Raw genomic sequence first — 17,223 nt, forward strand, 5'->3', positions numbered from 1 at the left:
GATCAGGCCGCGTTGATGCCGGAAACCCGCAGCACGGTCACCTGCTGGCGATGACCGTTCTTGCGGCGGCTGTTCTGCCGGCGGCGCTTCTTGAAAATAATGACCTTGTCCAACCGGTCCTGCGCGATCACGGTCGCGGTCACGGTCGCACCCTCGACGATCGGCTTGCCCAGCGTCACGCCCGCTTCGCCGCCCAGGGCGAGCACATCGGTGAAGGTCACCGTGCTGCCGGCCTCGGCTTCGAGCTTCTCAACCTTCAACACGGCGTCCGGCACGACGCGATATTGTTTTCCGCCGGTGCGGATCACTGCGAACATCGATAAGGTCCAATTCTAGCTACAAGCCACGAGGGCAGACACAAGGAAAACAGGATAGCGAAGAGTCAAAAAAAGGGAGACGCGCGAAACCTTTCGGTATCGCGGCATTCCCGGCGTTATAGCCACAAGTGCGGAACTGTCAATCAAACACCGCGAAAACCGTGGCAAACCCCAGCCAACGCCGCAAAATGCGAAACCCGCCCTGCCCTCAGCTCGCCCGCGCAAGTGCTACGACCGGATGAACCGCCCCATGCGCATCGCCGAGTCGCGGCGATCAGTCGCGGCGCGCCGTGATCAAATGCACCGTCGCCCGCAGCCGCGCGTTGCGGTCCGCGTAGTCGGGCAACGCCGCGCGAAACGCCGCGAGCAGTTCGGCCCGCGTCGCCGCATCCGCCTGTTTCTCATCCAGCAGCGCGCCGGCCGGTCCCATCATGGTCGCGACCTGCGCCTCGTCATCGAGCGATTTGCCGATCAGCGTCACCGGTTCGGCCCGCACCGCGACCTCGGCGAATCCGGCCCCGCTCAGAATCTCCGTCACATAGGCCGGATCATCGAACGCCAGCGGCCCCGGCGCGTGCGGTGCGCGCGGCTTCGGTGGCCCGAGCCGCTCGATCGCGAGGCGCAGCGGTACCGACCAGTGCAGATTATCGGCAATCGGCGCCCAGGCGACACAGACCAGCCGCGCCCCCGGCCGCAACGCCCGATACAAATTGCCGAACGCCGCCAGCGGGTCCTCGAAAAACATGATCCCGAACCGCGACGTCAGCAGATCGAACACGCCTTCGAACCGCGCGGTCGCCGCATCTGCTTCGATCAGCGTCACGTTGCGCTGCGCCGCCAGCGCCATCCGCGCGACATCCAGCATCGGGCGCGACACGTCCACCGCCGTCACATGGCCCGACGAACCGACCGCATAGGCCAGCCGCGCGGTGGTCGTGCCGGTACCGCAGCCGATCTCGAGCACACGCTCGCCCGCGCGCGGCCGCGCGCGCGCCAGCAGCATATCCTCGATGCCGGCCAACCGCGCCTCCATCGCCCCCTGGATGCGCACCCATTTCGGGCCCGCCACCTCGTTCCAGTAGGCGATCTGCCGTGCGTTGGCGGTCACGCCGCTTGCGCGGCTCGGTTTGCGGCCTTGCGTTGCGGTACGAATTTCAGCGCAAGGCGCACGAGTGCGGGAAACGTGGTCGGCCGCAGCAGCCGTGAATCATACCCAGAAAACCGCCGGTCGTTCTCTTCCAGGCAAATCCGCATCAGGTCGAACACCTTGATGTCCTCGCTGCTGACCGCCTTCGACCCATTGACCGTGAAATTATTATCCTGCGGCTTGCCCGTCTTCTTGCCCTCGGGGCCGTCATCGATGCCGCGCGCAATGCCAATCCGCTCCCAGCCCAGGAACGCATACACCGCCGCCACCCGCAGCTCGAACCAGATCCGCTTATGGATCGGCAGATTGGCTCGGTGCCACGCCACCCAATTGGCGAACAGCAGAATATGCCGGCACTCCTCCTGGATCACCGGTTCGAACGTCTCGACCAGCTCGGCTGGGAAAAACCCCGAACGCTTGGCGAGTTCGAACAACCCGAACGCGAAGAAACTATCGATGCACTCGGAATAACCGGTCACCATGTACGCCCATTCCGGATCGCGCGGCTCGACATAGGGCGGCTCAGGCTCCAACGGAATCCCGTAAACCTCGACCAGCTTGGACAGCACCTCCTTGTGGCGGTTCTCCTCCCAGCCGTTCAGCTCGATCGTCTTGCCCATATCGGGGTCGATCGCCATCAACTGCCGCGCATAGGCCGCCATCCGCAGCCGCGCCTTGCCCTCGGTCTGCACCGCGATATCCCAGATCGGCAGCGACGTGATCTTGTCCTGCGTCTCCTGATCCAGCTTCGGCCAGGCGAGCACCGAGGGCTTGTAGGGGTTGAACGTCTCGTGAAACATCATGCACATGGCACGCTTATGCGCCTCCGACCCCGGTTTGATCGGCCCGCGCTCCTTGCTGGTCCAATACCGCGCGGTCTGGTCGGCAGCATCGACCGTGCGCGGATCGATCCGCGATAGATCGGGCATCGAAAGATCAGGAGTCGTGACACTCATCGGATAGTTGTCCTTGTTGGTCGATCGTTTGGTCTGAGCATGAGTCTAGGCTGATGTGCCGGATGTTCAAGCCGGGCATCGGGCGAACGGCAGGGGAGGAAAGTCTTCTTTTTTTGTGAACAAAAAAGAAGCAAAAAAACTTCACTCGTTTGGGCCCGCGCCGGTTCCAACGCCCGTGCCCCGAGTCAAAAAGTTTTTTGCTTCTTTTTTTCAAAAAAGAAGTCTTTCCTTTATCTGGCTCCCTTCCCCCAATTCCAGCAACCCATGCTACACCCACTTCATGAGCACCCTCGCCGAACACGCCGACCACGGTCTGATCAAATCCCTCGATATTCCCGGCAACCCGGATGGTCCGCTCGCCGGGATCGACGTGGTGGTCAAGGATCTGTTCGATATCGCGGGCGAAGTCACCGCGTTCGGCAATCCGGACTGGGGCCAGCGCCACGGCAAGGCGCTCGCCCATGCCTGGATCGTGCAGCGCCTGCTCGATGCCGGCGCCCATATCACCGGCAAGACGACAACCGTCGAACTCGCCTTCGGCATGGAAGGCCGCAACATCCATTACGGCACGCCGATCAACCCGGCCGTGCCCGATCGTCTCCCCGGCGGCTCCTCCTGCGGTTCGGTCGCGATGGTCGCGGGCCACCGCGCCACGGTCGGCATTGGCTCGGATACCGGCGGCTCGGTGCGCATCCCCGCCAGCTACTGCGGCCTGTACGGCCTGCGTCCCACCCATGGCATCATCAGCCTCGCCGGCGCCGCCGCCCTCGCGCCGAGTTTCGACACGCCCGGCTGGTTCGCGCGCGATGCCGCAACCATGCTCAAAATCGGCGAGGCGCTGCTACCGCCGGCAAGACCGCTCTCCACTGTGTTCCTAAAAGTCGGCCCCGCCTTCGCCAACGCGGATCCGGCGGTCAGCGCGGCGCTCGAAGCAATCATCGAACAACTCGGCCCGATGCCGGTGATCGATCCTGCACCCGAAGGGCTCGACATCATCCTCGCCGCCCAGCGCGCGGTGCGCGACCGCGAAACCTGGGCAACGCTGGGCGGCTTCATCGAAACCAATCCGACGCTCGACCCCGTTATCGCCGGCCGGTTCGCTGCCACCAAGGCCGCGACCGCCGCCGGCGCGGAAGCCGGGCTGCTGGTCCGCCGCAGCTTCACCGCCCGCATGCTCGCCTTGCTGGACGGCGGTGCGATCCTGGTGCTGCCCACCTCGCCCTGCCCTGCGCCAATGCGCGATGCCGATCAGCCGAGCCTTGAGATCGTCCGCAACCGCACCATCAGGGTCGGCATCATCGCCGCCTTCCCCGGCTTGCCGGAACTGACCATTCCGGTCGCCCGCGTCGATGGCGCACCGGTCGGCCTGTCGTTCATCGCCGGTCCTGGCCGCGATCTAGCCCTACTCGAGCTGGCGGCCGACCTTAATCTCGCCTGAGGCCGATTTGTCGGCCTATCTTAATCAGATGCGAGGCTGAACCGGCGGGTCTCACCGAAATCGAGCGTCGTGAACCGCTCGTCCGCCAACCCCGCCGCCGCCCGCGCCGCCGCCAGATCGATCAACGGCGCGTCGATCGCCTCGTCGGTCAGTTGAAACGTGCCGAAATGCATCCCCACCGCCTGGCGGGCTTGCAGATCATGAAACGCCGTCACCGCATCAGCCGGATTCATGTGCACATTGCCCATGAACCAGCGCGGCTCATAGGCGCCGATCGGCAACAGTGCTACATCCGGGGGACCCAGCCGCGCGCGGATCGTTCGGAAATAACCGGTATAACCGCTATCCCCAGCGACATAGAGCTTCGCCCCGCGGTGATCGAGAAAAAACCCGCCCCATAGCGTCATGTTCCGATCGCGCAGGGTGCGCGCCGCGAAATGCCGCGCCGGCGTCAGCGTGATCACCGTGTCCCGCAGCGTCGCATTCTGCCACCAGTCCAGTTCGGTGACCGGGCCGAGCCCTTTGCCCTCCAGCCACGCCTTGTTGCCGAGCGGTGCGAAAATCGGCGTCGCGCCAAACCGCCGCCGCAACGCGCGAAGCGCCGGGATATCGCAATGATCGTAATGATTATGCGATAACAAAATACCATCCGGCTTCGGCAGCGCCGCCATCGCCTGCCCCGGTGCGCGCACCCGGCTCGGCCCGGCGAACGAAACCGGCGAACAACGCCGCGAAAACACCGGATCGCTCAGCAGCGTCACCCCATCGAGCCGCAGCATGAAGCTGGAGTGGCCGATGAAGGTCAGGTCCAGCGCGCCCGGCCCGACCGCCCCGCCAGGCGGCGGATACGCCATATTCGGCACATGCTCGGGCCATTTCGCGCGCCCCTCGCGCCGCGTCACCCAGCGCAGCACCGGGAATCGCCCGCTCGGCCGACCGATCGTCCCCTCAGGCGGCCGCCGCACCACACCCTCAGGGTTGAAAAACAATCTACCGTCGAAATGGTCGGACACCGGATACGCCAAGGCTCACCCGAACGCTGCGTTGGAGGCACCGCCGTCGAGCAGCAGATTCTGCCCGACGATGAAGCCCGATTGCGCGGCGCATAAAAACGCGCAGGCGTCGCCAAACTCCTCCGGCGTGCCCACCCGCCCGGCCGGATTCGCCTTGGCCCGCAACGCGAGCTCCTCCTCGGCGCTGCGCCCGGCCGCCTTCGCTGCCGTCGCGGCATTGTCGCGCAGCCGATCGGTCAGAAACGGCCCCGGCAGGATATTGTTGATCGTAACATTATGCCGCGCCACCTGCCGCGCCAACCCCGCGACAAACCCGGTCAGCCCGGCCCGCGCGCCGTTCGATAACCCCAGCATCGGAATCGGCGCCTTGACGGCCGCCGAGGTAATATTCACCACCCGGCCGAATTTGCGCGCGATCATGCCATCGATCGTCGCGCGGATCAGCGCAATCGGCGTCAGCATGTTCGCCTGCAACGCCGCCTGCCAGTCGGCATCGCTGAAATTGCGAAAATCCCCGGCTGGCGGCCCGCCGGCGTTGGTGATCAGAATATCCGGCGCCGGGCACAATCCGAGCGCCACCGCCCGTCCCGCCTCAGTCGTGATATCGCCCACCGCCATCGCGACCTTCACCCCGGTGGTCGCGGCGATCATCGCCGCGGTCTCGGCCAGCGCCGCCTCGCCGCGCGCCGTGATCACCAGATCGACCCCCTCGCGCGCCAGCGCCAGCGCGGTTGCCCGGCCCAGCCCCTTGCTCGCCGCGCACACGATCGCCCGCTTGCCGCGCAATCCTAAATCCATCGTCCGTCGCCTCCTTGTCCACGCCTCGTCCTACCAGTAGAGCGGATCGGAAGCCGCCCGTCCATGCGCGGCAAGGAAACCCGATGTCCACACGCGCGCTCGACGGCCTGAAAATCATCGATCTCACCCGCGTCCTCGGCGGCCCCTATTGCACCATGATCCTCGCCGATCACGGGGCCGATGTCATCAAGATCGAACCCCCCCAGGGCGACGAGGTGCGCGACTGGGGCCCACCCTTCCTGGCGCGTGACGACGGGACGCGCGATGCCAGTTACTACCTCGGCGCCAACCGCAACAAACGCGCCATGAGCCTCGATCTCGCGCGCGCCGAAGGCCGAGCGGTCCTGCTTCGCCTGCTCGAAACCGCCGACGCGCTGGTGGAAAACTTCAAACCCGGCAGTCTCGAAAAATGGGGCATCGGCTACGACACGCTGAGCGCCCGATTCCCCCGCCTGATCCATTGCCGCATCTCTGGCTTCGGCGCCGATGGCCCGCTCGGCGGCCTGCCCGGCTACGATGCCGTCGTCCAAGCCATGACCGGGCTGATGACCATCAACGGCGATCCCGCCCACGGCCCGGTCCGCATGGGCACGCCCATCGTCGATCTCGGCACCGGCCTCTACGCCGCGCTCGGCATCATGATGGCGATCCACGAACGCGGAACATCCGGCCGCGGCCAGTTCATCGACATGACCCTGCACGACACCGCACTCGCCCTGCTCCACCCGGCCGGCGCCAACTACCTGCTCGCCGGCAAACGCCCCGCCGCCACCGGCAACGCCCACCCCAACATCGCGCCCTACGAAACCTTCCCCACCGCCACCTGCGATATTTTCATCGCCGGCGGCAACGACGGCCAGTTTCGCAAACTCTGCGCCATCCTCGCCCGGCCGGACATCGCCGCCAACCCCGCGTTCGTCACCAATTCCGATCGCCTGGCCAACCGCCCCGCACTAAAAGCCGCCCTCACCGCAGCCCTCGCCGGCCACGACGGCGCGGCCCTCGCCATCACCCTGATCGAAGCCGGCGTCCCCGCCGGTGCGGTCCAACCGGTCGATGTCGCGCTGAACGCGGCCCACGCGCATCACCGCGCCATGATCGCCGAGCTCGACGGCATCAAAACGCTCGGCACCCCGATCAAATTCTCCCGCACCCCGGGCGGCCCGCGCACCGCGCCGCCGGCGTTCGCCCAACACCAATCCGAAATCCTCACCGAACACGGCTTCACCGCAGCCGATATCGCCGCCCTCGAACAGGACCAGATCATCCGCCCGCGCCGCCGCTGACGCGGCAAGCAACGGACAATATCGAAGCCAGCCGGGCCAGGGGACGCCAGCCCCCCGGCCCGCCTGCCTCACGCCGCCGTCAGCAGCGCCTTGACCCGATCCGACCGGAACGGAATCTCGCGCAACCGCACGCCGGTCGCATCGAACACCGCATTGCTGATCACCGCCGCGGTCGGGCAAGTCGAAGGCTCACCCCCGCCATACGCCGGATATTTGTCACCCGGATTGACCAGGACGATATCGATCCGGTCCGGAATCTCCTCGAACCGCAAAATCGGATACCCGACCCAATCCAGGCTCGTCACCCGCGCGGTGCTGAACGTAACCTCCTCATGCAGGCTACGGCTGATCGACTGGATCACGTTCCCCTCGATCTGGTTGCGCAACCCATCCGGATTGATCACCAACCCGCAATCATGCGCCACCACCACCCGCGTCACACGAATGTCGCCGGTGGTCCGATCCACCGTGACATCCGCAATCGTCGCCACCCGCGTATCATCGCGATTGGCCCAGGCGATGCCCCGCCCATGCGCCAGCTTGCCCTGGTCGGTGCCCTTGCCCGCCCGCGTCGGCCGCTGCTCCCAGCCATAAGCCTGCGCCGCCGCCTTCAGCACACCGATCGCCCGCTCGTCCTTGAGGTATTTCAACCGCAATGCCAGCGGGTCCTGCCCGGCTGAGGCCGCCAACTCATCGATGAACGCCTCCATCGCATAGGTCGTCTCGAACTGCGCCGGCGAGCGCAACCACGAGGTCCGCAACGCCACCCGCCCCTCGCCATGGCTGGTCACATCCGCGTTGGGAAACTGATACGCATAGGTGATCGCCGGCAACCCCAGCCCGACCGACCCGCCGACGTTGGGCTGGTTGATCAACTGCGCCGCCACCAGCGTGGTATCCAGAAACGTCGGGATCCACATATGATGCCGCCACGCGGTCACATTGCCGTGCTCATCGATCGCGCCGGCCAGATCCTGCGCAATCGGTGGTCCCTTCGGCTCCCAGCCATGCTCGTCCCAGCGCATCCACTGCACCCGCACCGGCTTGCCCACCGCCTGCGACATCAGCGCCGCATCGGCAACCACCTGGTCCAACCCATTGCGCCCGTAGGCGCCCGATGCCTCGAACCAATGCACATCCACCCGGTCCACCGGCACGCCCAGCAGCGTCGCCATCACCTGCCGGTCGGTATGCGGCATCTGCGTGCCGGACCAGAACGTCGCCCGGTCCTTTCCCACGTCCGCAATCGCGCAGGACGGCCCGATCGAACCATGCATCTGAAACGGCGTCCGATACGTCGCCTTGACCACCTTCGCCGCCCCATGCAGCGCCACATCGACCGACCCGGTCTCGTTCACCGTGGTATTGGTGCCGGACGTATCGCGCACCGTCTGCCAGATATGATCCTGCGCCGGCAACCCGTTCCAGTCGGACCATTTGGCGCCATACGCCGTCGGTCCCTTCGGCTTCAGCACCGAACCAAGCTTCGCCGCCGCCTGTATCGCACCCCATTCGGTCGTCGCGACCACGCCCAGAAAATTCTCCCGCCGTACCACCTGCACGAAACCGGGAATCTCCTGCAACCCCGTCTCATCCACGCTCAGCAGCTTCGCCTGCACCCCGAACGGCCGCACCACGCGCCCGTGCAGCATCCCCGGCACTTTCACGTCCTGGATATAGGTGAACGCCCCCGTGATCTTGCCCGGAATATCCTTGCGGACCACCGAGGTGCCGACCACGGTATAATCCTTTGGATTCTTCAGCTTCGCCTGCGGCGCCACCTTCATCGCAAAACTGGTGCCCGTCGCACCAATCGTCATATCCAGCCGCTTGCCCGCAACCAGCTTACCATAGGTTACCGTTCGCCCCGGCGCATTATTCACCGAAATCACGCCGTCCTTCACCCGCAATCGCTCGGCCGGCACCTTGAAATGTGTCGCCGCCAGATCGAGCAGCACCTGCCGCCCCGCCGCCGCCGCGTGGCGTATCTGCGGCCCGGCATAGCGTATCGTCCGGCTGCCATAGGTCGGCCCCTGATCGACCGTCTCCCACGTATTGCCCATCACCACGCTCAAGCGGTCGACCGGAAAATCCAGCTCCTCCGCCGCAATCTGCGCCAACGCGGTCTGCACGCCGGTCCCAACCTCGACCTTGCCGGTGAACAGCGTCGCCGTGTTGTCAGGATGCACCGCGAGCCAGGCCGAAAGCTTCGCCGCATCCGGCACACCGCCCAGTCTGGTCGCCGGCAACCCATCCGCGCGCGCCTCCGCCCCGCCAAACAGACTGAACGCCACCACCAGGCCGCCCGAAAGCCTGAACAACCCGCGCCGATCAATCCCGCGCCCCACCACCGGTGTCATCTCGTTCATGGCTTCGCTCCCGCACCTGCCGGCGCCATGCCCGCCGCACGCTCCACCGCCCGCACGATCCGCATATGCGTGCCACACCGGCACAAATTATTGTTCAACGCCTGCTTGATCTCGTCACGATTCGGCTTCGGATGGTGATCCAGAAACGCCTGCGCCGTCATGATCATCCCATTGATACAATAGCCGCACTGCGCCGCCTGCTCCTCAATGAACGCCGCCTGCAACGCATTCGGCTTGCCATCCACGCTCAGCCCCTCAAGCGTCAGAATCTTCTGCCCATGCGCCGCCGCCAATGGCGTCACGCAGGAATGCACCGCAACCCCATCCAAAATCACCGTGCACGCGCCACATTCGGAAAGCCCACAGCCGAACTTCGGCCCGTGCAAACCCAGATTATCCCGCAACGCATACAACAACATGCTGTCCGGCTCCGCCCGAACTTCATGGTCAGCCCCGTTCACATTGATCTTCACAGCCTGCACCATCACAACCTCCCCTACATTCAATACGACAGCCTACATGACCAACCATCACCCGACGCCCCCTCACCGCCGCATGACATATATGCGCACCGACGGTGCAATTTGAGGATGGGCTGTGGGTGGTGGCCGGCGTGGGCAAGCAAGGCCAGGGGCTCTCCCTCCGGAGCCATTCCAGCGATGAAGAGCATCGCTGGAACCTTCGGCTCCTCCGCCCCTGGACCCCGTTAAAGGCCCCGCGGGCAAGATGCCCGCTCTGCCTCGGATTTTCCGTCGATCTGCCCTGGGTCGCCCTCCCCTTGCCTAAAACTAGCGGGTTCTAAGGGCTAAGCCCTTAGTGGGGGTCGAGGGGGCAAAGCCCCCCGCCTTGCTTGCTTCACGCCGATCACCCCGCATAATCCCACCCTCACAATGCCGCTTCGGCGCGCCGTACGGCGGCGAGCGGTGCCGCAGCGCGGCCGACGACGCGGCCGCCGATGACGGCGAGCCAATCGCCATCCGCGGGTGGCAGGGGGAGCAGCCGGATGAGTTTGGCGTCCCGATCGAGGGCGATGGCGCGGAACGTGCCGCGTTCGGTTTCCATTGGACCGTCCAAATGAATGACGCGGGCAATAGGGTTGCCCGCGTCATCAAGTCCAAGCCATTCGCGGGCGCGTTCGCCCGCTTTTGTCATGATGCTATCGCGGCCACGCACCCAGCGAAGCCGCATTCCGTCAGACCTGACCCTGTGGGCGGATCATCATGCACTCTTCGCCATGATTTCGTCGGCGATGTTGCGCGGCACCGGGTCGTAGTGATGGAACTGCATGGTGAACGAAGCGCGGCCCTTTGTCTGGCTGCGCAGGTTCGAGATGTAGCCGAACATTTCCTTCAACGGCACCTGGGCGCGGACGATGATGGTGGAGCCCGAGCTTTCCTGGTTCTGGATCATGCCGCGGCGGCGGTTCAAGTCGCCGACGACGTCGCCGACGTGATCCTGCGGCGTGGTGACTTCCACGTCCATGATCGGTTCCAGAATGATCGGGCTGGCCTTTTTCATGCCTTCGCGGAAGCAGGCCTTGGCGGCGATTTCGAACGCGAGAGCACTCGAATCGACGTCATGGTACTTGCCATCGACCAGCGTGTATTTGAAGTCCACGGTCGGGAAGCCGGCGAGCACGCCGGTGTCGGCCTGGACCTTGATGCCTTTTTCAACAGCCGGAATATACTCGCGTGGCACCGAACCGCCGACCACCTTGTTTTCGAACACGATGCCGCCGTTGCGCTCCATCGGCTCGAAAATGATCTTGACTTCGGCGTACTGGCCCGACCCACCGGACTGTTTCTTGTGGGTATAGATTTCGGTATGCGGCCGCGAAATGGTTTCACGATACGCCACCTGCGGCGCGCCGATATTGGCATCAACGCCATATTCCCGGCGCAGACGGTCGATGATGATTTCAAGATGCAACTCGCCCATGCCGGACAGAATGGTCTGGCCGGTCTCCTGATCGGTCTTCAACCGCAGCGAGGGATCTTCGCCGGCCAGTTTCTGCAGCGCGAGAGTCATTTTCTCGACCGCTTCCTTGGTCTTCGGCTCGACCGAAATGTCGATCACCGGCACCGGGAAGGCCATCCGCTCCAAAATCACCGGATCATCGGCCGAGGCCAGCGTATCTCCGGTGCCGGTGTCTTTCAGACCAACGAATGCCGCGATGTCGCCCGCGTGCACTTCCTTGATTTCCGCGCGCTTATCAGCGTGCATCTGGAACATGCGGCCGATGCGCTCCTTGTGATCCTTGGTGGTGTTCATCACCGAATCGCCGGATTTCAACGTGCCGGAATAGACGCGCACAAAGGTCAGCGTGCCGTACTTATCGTTGATGATCTTGAACGCGAGGCCGGAGAACGGCGCGTTCACATCCGCCTTGATCCGGCGCTGATGATCGCCTTCTTCCTCGCCTTCTTCAACCGCAACCTTGATGCCGGGCACATCGACCGGGCTCGGCAGATAATCAAGCACGGCATCAAGCAAAGGCTGCACACCCTTGTTTTTGAACGCTGTACCGCACAGCACGGGACGGAACGCGCCGGTGATGGTGCCGGTCTTGATCGCGCGCTTGAGGGTTTCGACCGAAACGTCGCCCTTCTCGAAATACTCTTCCATGCCCGCGTCGTCGACCGAGAGAGCGGTATCGAGCAGCACCTGGCGATGCTCCTTGGCCTGCTCCATCATCGCTTCGGGAATCGGCTCATCGTGGAATTTGGCACCCAGATCGCCGCCTTCCCAGATGATCGCCTTCATCTCGACCAGATCGACCACGCCGACGAAGCTGTCCTCGATACCGATCGGTAATTGCAGCGGCAGCGCAATGATATCGAGCTTTTCCTTCAGGGTCGCAAACGCCCGATAGAAATCGGCACCGGTGCGATCCAGCTTGTTGATGAAAATAATGCGCGGCACATTGTAACGGTCGGCCAGGCGCCAGTTCGTCTCGGACTGCGGCTGCACGCCGGCGACGCCCTCAATGATGAAAATCGCGCCATCAAGCACGCGCAGGCTGCGGTTCACTTCGATGTTGAAATCGATATGGCCGGGCGTGTCGATGATGTTGATGCGGTGGTCTTTCCACTCGCAGGTCACCGCGGCGGACGTAATGGTAATGCCGCGTTCACGCTCCTGATCCATATAATCGGTCGTGGTGTTGCCATCATGCACTTCGCCGATCTTATGCGACACACCGGTGTAGTGCAGAATGCGTTCGGTCGTGGTGGTTTTGCCGGCGTCGATATGCGCGGTAATGCCGATATTCCGGATCAGGTCGAGCGGGTTGCCGGCCATGAGAGTCTCCAAATTTTAGCTGATCAAGGTAAGTGACAGCGATTTCAACGAAAAGTCTTTTACAACAAGAAGCGGGCGCGATCACCGATGCGAAACGGCAATCCACCCGACCACGACCGGCTTTCGACCAATCCTACCACGATAATGCCGCTTCCGCCCGCATTTTGCAACCCGAACCGCCGGGTGGGGCGCGAAAGCCAAGGGAAGAAGGGTCTTCTTTTTTGTGAACAAAAAAGAAGCAAAAAAAACTTTGTTAATTTGTGCCCGTGTGTGTGAAAACGCCCGTAGCCCAGCCGAGCAAAAGTTTTCTGCTTCTTTTTTTCAAAAAAGAAGCGCTTTCTACCCTATCCCGGCTGGACAATCACCCCACCCCGCATCGGCGCCGCAACACCCGTGGTCCCCGGCACCGACAACGGCAAACCATGGAGCACCCGCACGGCGAGAAACCCAAAACACTGCGCCTCCAGCGCATCGCCATCCCATCCAACCGCCTCGACCGGTTGAACCGGCGTCGCGAATCGCGCCTGCAGCGCCGCCATGATCACCCGGTTATGCCGCCCGCCGCCGGTCACCAGAACCAATCGGGGCGGTTCGGGCATCGGCGCCGCGGCAACCGCCGCCGCGGTGAACGCGGCCAGCGTCGCTGCGCCATCGGCCACGCTCAGCCCTTCGGTCGCCTGGGCGATCAGGGCGGAAAAATGCAGCCGGTCCAATGATTTCGGCGCCGGGCGCGCAAAATACCCATCCGCCAGCAACCGCGCCAACCGCGCCGCGTTCACCCGCCCGGATGCCGCCAGCGTCCCATCGCGGTCGAACGCCGCACCGGTATGGCGGTGCACCCAATCATCGAGCGGCCCGTTGCCCGGCCCGGTATCGCAGGCGAGAATCGCGCCATCACTCCCCAAAAACGTGATATTGGCGACGCCGCCGATATTGACGATCAACAACGGTTTTTCGAGCCTCGCCGCCATCGCCGCATGAAACAGCGGCACCAGCGGCGCGCCTTCGCCGCCCGCCGCGACGTCGGCCGAGCGGAAATCAGACGCGACCGGCAGACGAATTTTGTGCGCCAACCGCGCCGCATCACCGATCTGCCAGGTTCGCCGCGACGGCGGATCATGCAAAATGGTCTGACCATGAAACCCGGCAATCTCCGCCCGGCACGCCAGCATCGCCACCGCCTCGGCATGCCGATCTGCGATCACGCGCGACAAGGCGACAATTTCAGGATCATCGAGCGCCAACCCCGGCGCCGCATCGAGCAACGCCCGCAACCGCAGGCGCAATGGTTCCTCGTACAACAAACAAGCCGTCTTGCCGGTCCGCACCACCGTTTCACCGTCGGTCTCGATCACGGCGGCATCGACACCATCGAGCGACGTCCCGCTCATTAACCCGATTGCAAGCATTCTATGCGACCATCTTCTTGACGAGATATGTTTACATGATTCCACGACAACTAGCTCGATAGCCAGTGATCGACATAAAGTCCCCCGCTGCAAAACTCATCAAGGGAAAATTGAGCCAAGCAGTTCCGGCTCGGGTCGCCCTCCCGTGGTTGCTGCTTATGACACTCACACCGTCCTGGCTTGCCTATTGTGAGGGAACGGTTCGAATTCTGCATTGGGCAATCGAGGCGGTCATTTTCCCTGGATCCATTGCGATAAAACGAATCCAAAACGATCTCATAGTGTTCTGGCCGGTCAGTCACCTCATACTTACCCACCATGCGGCCCAACTCTATGATCCCGTCTGGTTCTCCGCGTGGCGGACCACCAATCTCGCAACTGGCATTTCGTCCTACCTTCAATATCCATATCCGCCGCCGGCACTCTTTGTTCCACTGCTCATCGCACCGTTTAACTACCAGACGGCATTTCTGGTGTGGTCGTTCATTCTCCTTGTTCCCGGTATTCTGCTCCTGAAGTGTGGCCGTGTGCCTTGGCTGGTCATTGCTCTGGGTCTCGTCAATGCGGCCGGCATATATAGTATTTGGGTCGGTCAGTTCGGTATTCTGACCGGGGCGATGTTGATCACGGGGCTGTTGCTGATCGCGAAGTACCCGACACAGTCTGGCCTTCTGATGGGCGGATTGATTATCAAGCCGCAGGCTGGCCTGCTAGCTCCGATCGTGCTCCTTGCCAGAGGGCAATATCGCATTATCGCTGTTGCCGGTTCAACCGTTCTGGTCCTCAGTGCAGCGATAACCGGCCTGTGCGGCCCCGCAATATGGACCACCTATTTCACCCTCGGCCTACAACAGGCGCATCGTATTCTGGTTGCACCATTTCCCACCGTTTATGAAAATAGCGGCGTGTCCGTGTTTTGGATGATGCGCAGCTTCGGGTCGTCGGTTGCCACTGCCGGCTGCGTCCAATTGCTTAGCTCGACAGGTGCGGTTGCGGTCTGTTGGTCTGCGTGGCGTCGGCCGCAGACCGATCAAATTGCGCTCGTCGCCTTGACGGCTGCCCTTACTCTGCTCGTAACACCCTATGGCTACACCGATGACATGTGCGGCCTGGAAATCATGATCGGCTGGTTGGCTATACGACATCAAAGACTCGAGATCGCCGACGTCTTGATTTGGATGTGGCCGGCGCTCTGTCAGTTTGTGTCGATAAGCAGTCATATGGAACTCACCCCGCTGATCCTGCTCCTCGGCGCGATCCGTGCCTGGAGGCGATTGGACGGAATTGGCACAACCGCCCCCGCGTGCTACCCGGTCCCGCTCTGAAACGAGCGGATTTTCATCATGACCGACGGCAGCGATTTCCTGCGCGAGGCCGAAGCGCGCGGATTTATTTTCCAGTGCACCGATACGGACGGCCTGCGCGACGCCATGCGCGCGGCCCCGGTCGCGGGGTATATCGGCTTCGATTGCACGGCGGATGGCCTGCACGTCGGCAGTCTGGTCCAGATCATGTTGCTCCGCCTGCTCCAACGCCATGGACACAAACCGATCGCGCTGATGGGCGGCGGCACGTCGCGGATCGGCGATCCGTCCGGCCGCGACAGCGAGCGCCAGATGCTGACCGACGATGATATCGCCCGCAACATGGCCGGCATTCGCGCCAATCTGGAAGCCTTTATCAATTTCGGCACCGACGCGGGCGACGCGCTCCAGTTGAACAACGCCGATTGGCTTGAAAAACTTGGCTATATCGAAGTCCTGCGTGATGTCGGGCCGCATTTTTCGATCAATCGCATGATGACGATGGACAGCGTCAAAGCGCGGCTCGATCGCGAAGCACCGTTCAGCTTTCTCGAATTCAACTATGCCATCCTGCAAGGCTACGATTTCCGCGAACTCAACCGCCGCTACGGCGTCACCCTGCAAATGGGCGGCTCGGATCAATGGGGCAACATCGTCCAGGGCATGGAACTGGTGCGCCGGACGGATGGCAAAGCGACATTCGGCCTGACCACGCCTTTGATCGCCACCGCCTCCGGCGTCAAAATGGGCAAAACCGCCGCCGGTGCGGTCTGGCTGTCCGCTGAAAAACGCTCGCCGTTCGACTACTGGCAGTTCTGGCGCAACACCGAGGATGCCGATGTCGGCCGCTTCCTGCGCCTGTTCACCGACCTCCCGCTCGACGAAATCGCGCGCCTGGAATCCCTAGGCGGTGCCGAAATCAACGAGGCGAAAAAAATCCTCGCAACCGCAGCCACCAGCCTCTGCCACGGTGCCGATGCCGCCGCCGCCGCCGCCGAAACCGCCCGCCGCACCTTCGAAGCGGGCGAAGCCGCCGATGATCTGCCCGGCATCGACATCCCCCGCGCCGAACTCGGCGCCGGCGTGCCCGCCATCGTCCTGCTGGTCCGCGCCGGCCTCGCCACCAGCAACGGCGAAGCCCGCCGCCTGATCCGCGGCGGCGGCGCCCGCCTGAACGACGCCCCGATCACCGATGAAGCCCAGACCATCTCGCTCACCGACCTGATCGACGGCGTTGCCAAACTCTCCGCCGGCAAAAAACAGCATCGCCTGGTGCGCGCCGGATGATCGACGCCCCGTTCGTCCTGCCCGACCAGCCCAGTGCGGCCGAAGCGATCGCGCAACTGCACGAGGAATTATTCCTGTTCGATGATTGGATGGATCGGTATCAATTCATCATCGAACTCGGCCAGTCCCTGCCCGCCTACCCGGACGCGCTGAAAACCGATGACCGCCTGGTGCCCGGCTGCCAGAGCCGGGTCTGGCTGGAACCGATCCAGGATGGCAACAAACTATACTTCGCCGGCGCGTCGGATGCCGCGATCGTCGGCGGCCTGGTCGCCCTGCTGCTGCATGTCTATTCCGGCCGCACGCCCGATGAAATCCGCGCAACGCCTGCGAATTTCCTGAAAGACTGGGGCCTGATCGGCGCATTGTCCGGCAACCGGGGCAACGGCGTCGCGGCCATGGCCGAACGAATTCAACGGTTTGCAAGCCGAACATAGGACAAATAACGGTCCTTTATTTCACGTGAAATAAAGGACCGTCGTCCTGAATGACGTAAAGTTATTGCGTGCCTATCCGGTTAAGTCAGACACCCACTACATGTGGGGTGGACCCATGCTCCCGAATAAAGCTGGGCATAGGTTGGCGCCTCGGCGCCGCCC

15 protein-coding genes are annotated in these 17,223 nt (G+C 63.4%); 5 read left to right on the forward strand and 10 right to left on the reverse strand.

All coding sequences use genetic code 11. The features are described 5' to 3' along the window. Positions 1-2: 2 nt before the first annotated feature. From rplU to B7X49_RS01110, 3 genes are all read right to left on the reverse strand, one after another. Complete coding sequence (rplU, locus tag B7X49_RS01100; RefSeq protein ID WP_286702929.1) at positions 3-317, reverse strand: 50S ribosomal protein L21; 315 nt, start codon at positions 315-317, stop codon at positions 3-5. A gap of 274 nt (positions 318-591) precedes the next feature. After that, entirely contained in the window at positions 592-1,425 is an 834-nt protein-coding gene (locus tag B7X49_RS01105; RefSeq protein WP_286702930.1) for a class I SAM-dependent methyltransferase, read from the reverse strand. Next, the gene (locus B7X49_RS01110; RefSeq protein WP_286702931.1) at positions 1,422-2,420 is read right to left on the reverse strand and encodes a ferritin-like domain-containing protein; all 999 of its coding nucleotides are present in this window, start codon (positions 2,418-2,420) and stop codon (positions 1,422-1,424) included. Before B7X49_RS01110 ends, B7X49_RS01105 begins: the two co-directional genes overlap by 4 nt. Before the next feature lie 175 nt (positions 2,421-2,595). Here B7X49_RS01110 and B7X49_RS01115 point away from each other — a divergent pair, with 175 nt between their 5' ends. Further along, positions 2,596-3,858 carry an amidase gene (locus B7X49_RS01115; RefSeq protein WP_353737257.1) on the forward strand — a complete coding sequence of 421 codons (1,263 nt, stop codon included), beginning with the start codon at positions 2,596-2,598 and terminating at the stop codon, positions 3,856-3,858. A 20-nt stretch (positions 3,859-3,878) separates the two neighbouring features. Here the strand turns inward: B7X49_RS01115 and B7X49_RS01120 are convergent, their stop codons facing one another. Beyond that, entirely contained in the window at positions 3,879-4,871 is a 993-nt protein-coding gene (locus tag B7X49_RS01120; RefSeq protein WP_286702933.1) for an MBL fold metallo-hydrolase, read from the reverse strand. Positions 4,872-4,886: 15 nt separating this feature from the next. Continuing rightward, a complete protein-coding gene (locus B7X49_RS01125; RefSeq protein WP_286702934.1) occupies positions 4,887-5,669 on the reverse strand; it encodes an SDR family oxidoreductase in 783 nt (260 codons plus the stop codon). Positions 5,670-5,752: 83 nt separating this feature from the next. Here B7X49_RS01125 and B7X49_RS01130 point away from each other — a divergent pair, with 83 nt between their 5' ends. Continuing rightward, entirely contained in the window at positions 5,753-6,955 is a 1,203-nt protein-coding gene (locus tag B7X49_RS01130) for a CaiB/BaiF CoA-transferase family protein (protein WP_286702935.1), read from the forward strand. 68 nt (positions 6,956-7,023) lie between these two features. Here B7X49_RS01130 and B7X49_RS01135 read toward each other — a convergent pair whose 3' ends face one another. From B7X49_RS01135 to B7X49_RS01155, 5 genes are all read right to left on the reverse strand, one after another. Continuing rightward, positions 7,024-9,324 (reverse strand): molybdopterin cofactor-binding domain-containing protein, encoded by a 2,301-nt coding sequence (locus B7X49_RS01135; protein WP_286702936.1) that lies wholly within the window; start codon positions 9,322-9,324, stop codon positions 7,024-7,026. Further along, positions 9,321-9,809: a (2Fe-2S)-binding protein gene (locus B7X49_RS01140; RefSeq protein ID WP_286702937.1), complete on the reverse strand. Its 489-nt coding sequence runs from the start codon at positions 9,807-9,809 to the stop codon at positions 9,321-9,323. The genes B7X49_RS01135 and B7X49_RS01140 overlap by 4 nt, the downstream gene beginning before the upstream one ends. Positions 9,810-10,209: 400 nt before the next feature. Beyond that, positions 10,210-10,386 (reverse strand): hypothetical protein, encoded by a 177-nt coding sequence (locus tag B7X49_RS01145; protein ID WP_245594042.1) that lies wholly within the window; start codon positions 10,384-10,386, stop codon positions 10,210-10,212. A 156-nt stretch (positions 10,387-10,542) separates the two neighbouring features. Further along, a complete protein-coding gene (fusA, locus tag B7X49_RS01150) occupies positions 10,543-12,624 on the reverse strand; it encodes an elongation factor G (protein WP_029310652.1) in 2,082 nt (693 codons plus the stop codon). Between the two features lie 344 nt (positions 12,625-12,968). After that, on the reverse strand, positions 12,969-14,033 hold the full coding sequence (locus tag B7X49_RS01155) for an anhydro-N-acetylmuramic acid kinase (protein WP_286704175.1): 1,065 nt from the start codon (positions 14,031-14,033) through the stop codon (positions 12,969-12,971). A gap of 158 nt (positions 14,034-14,191) precedes the next feature. Here B7X49_RS01155 and B7X49_RS01160 point away from each other — a divergent pair, with 158 nt between their 5' ends. The 3 genes from B7X49_RS01160 to B7X49_RS01170 are packed head-to-tail and all read left to right on the forward strand — an operon-like array spanning position 14,192 to position 17,061. Next, complete coding sequence (locus B7X49_RS01160) at positions 14,192-15,358, forward strand: glycosyltransferase family 87 protein (RefSeq protein ID WP_286704174.1); 1,167 nt, start codon at positions 14,192-14,194, stop codon at positions 15,356-15,358. 18 nt (positions 15,359-15,376) lie between these two features. Further along, a complete protein-coding gene (gene tyrS, locus B7X49_RS01165; RefSeq protein ID WP_286704173.1) occupies positions 15,377-16,624 on the forward strand; it encodes a tyrosine--tRNA ligase in 1,248 nt (415 codons plus the stop codon). Beyond that, the gene (locus B7X49_RS01170) at positions 16,621-17,061 is read left to right on the forward strand and encodes a SufE family protein (RefSeq protein WP_286704172.1); all 441 of its coding nucleotides are present in this window, start codon (positions 16,621-16,623) and stop codon (positions 17,059-17,061) included. Before tyrS ends, B7X49_RS01170 begins: the two co-directional genes overlap by 4 nt. The last annotated feature ends 162 nt before the right edge of the window (positions 17,062-17,223 follow it).

Origin of the sequence: Acidiphilium sp. 34-64-41, assembly GCF_002282635.1 — a bacterium.
Lineage (GTDB): Bacteria > Pseudomonadota > Alphaproteobacteria > Acetobacterales > Acetobacteraceae > Acidiphilium > Acidiphilium rubrum.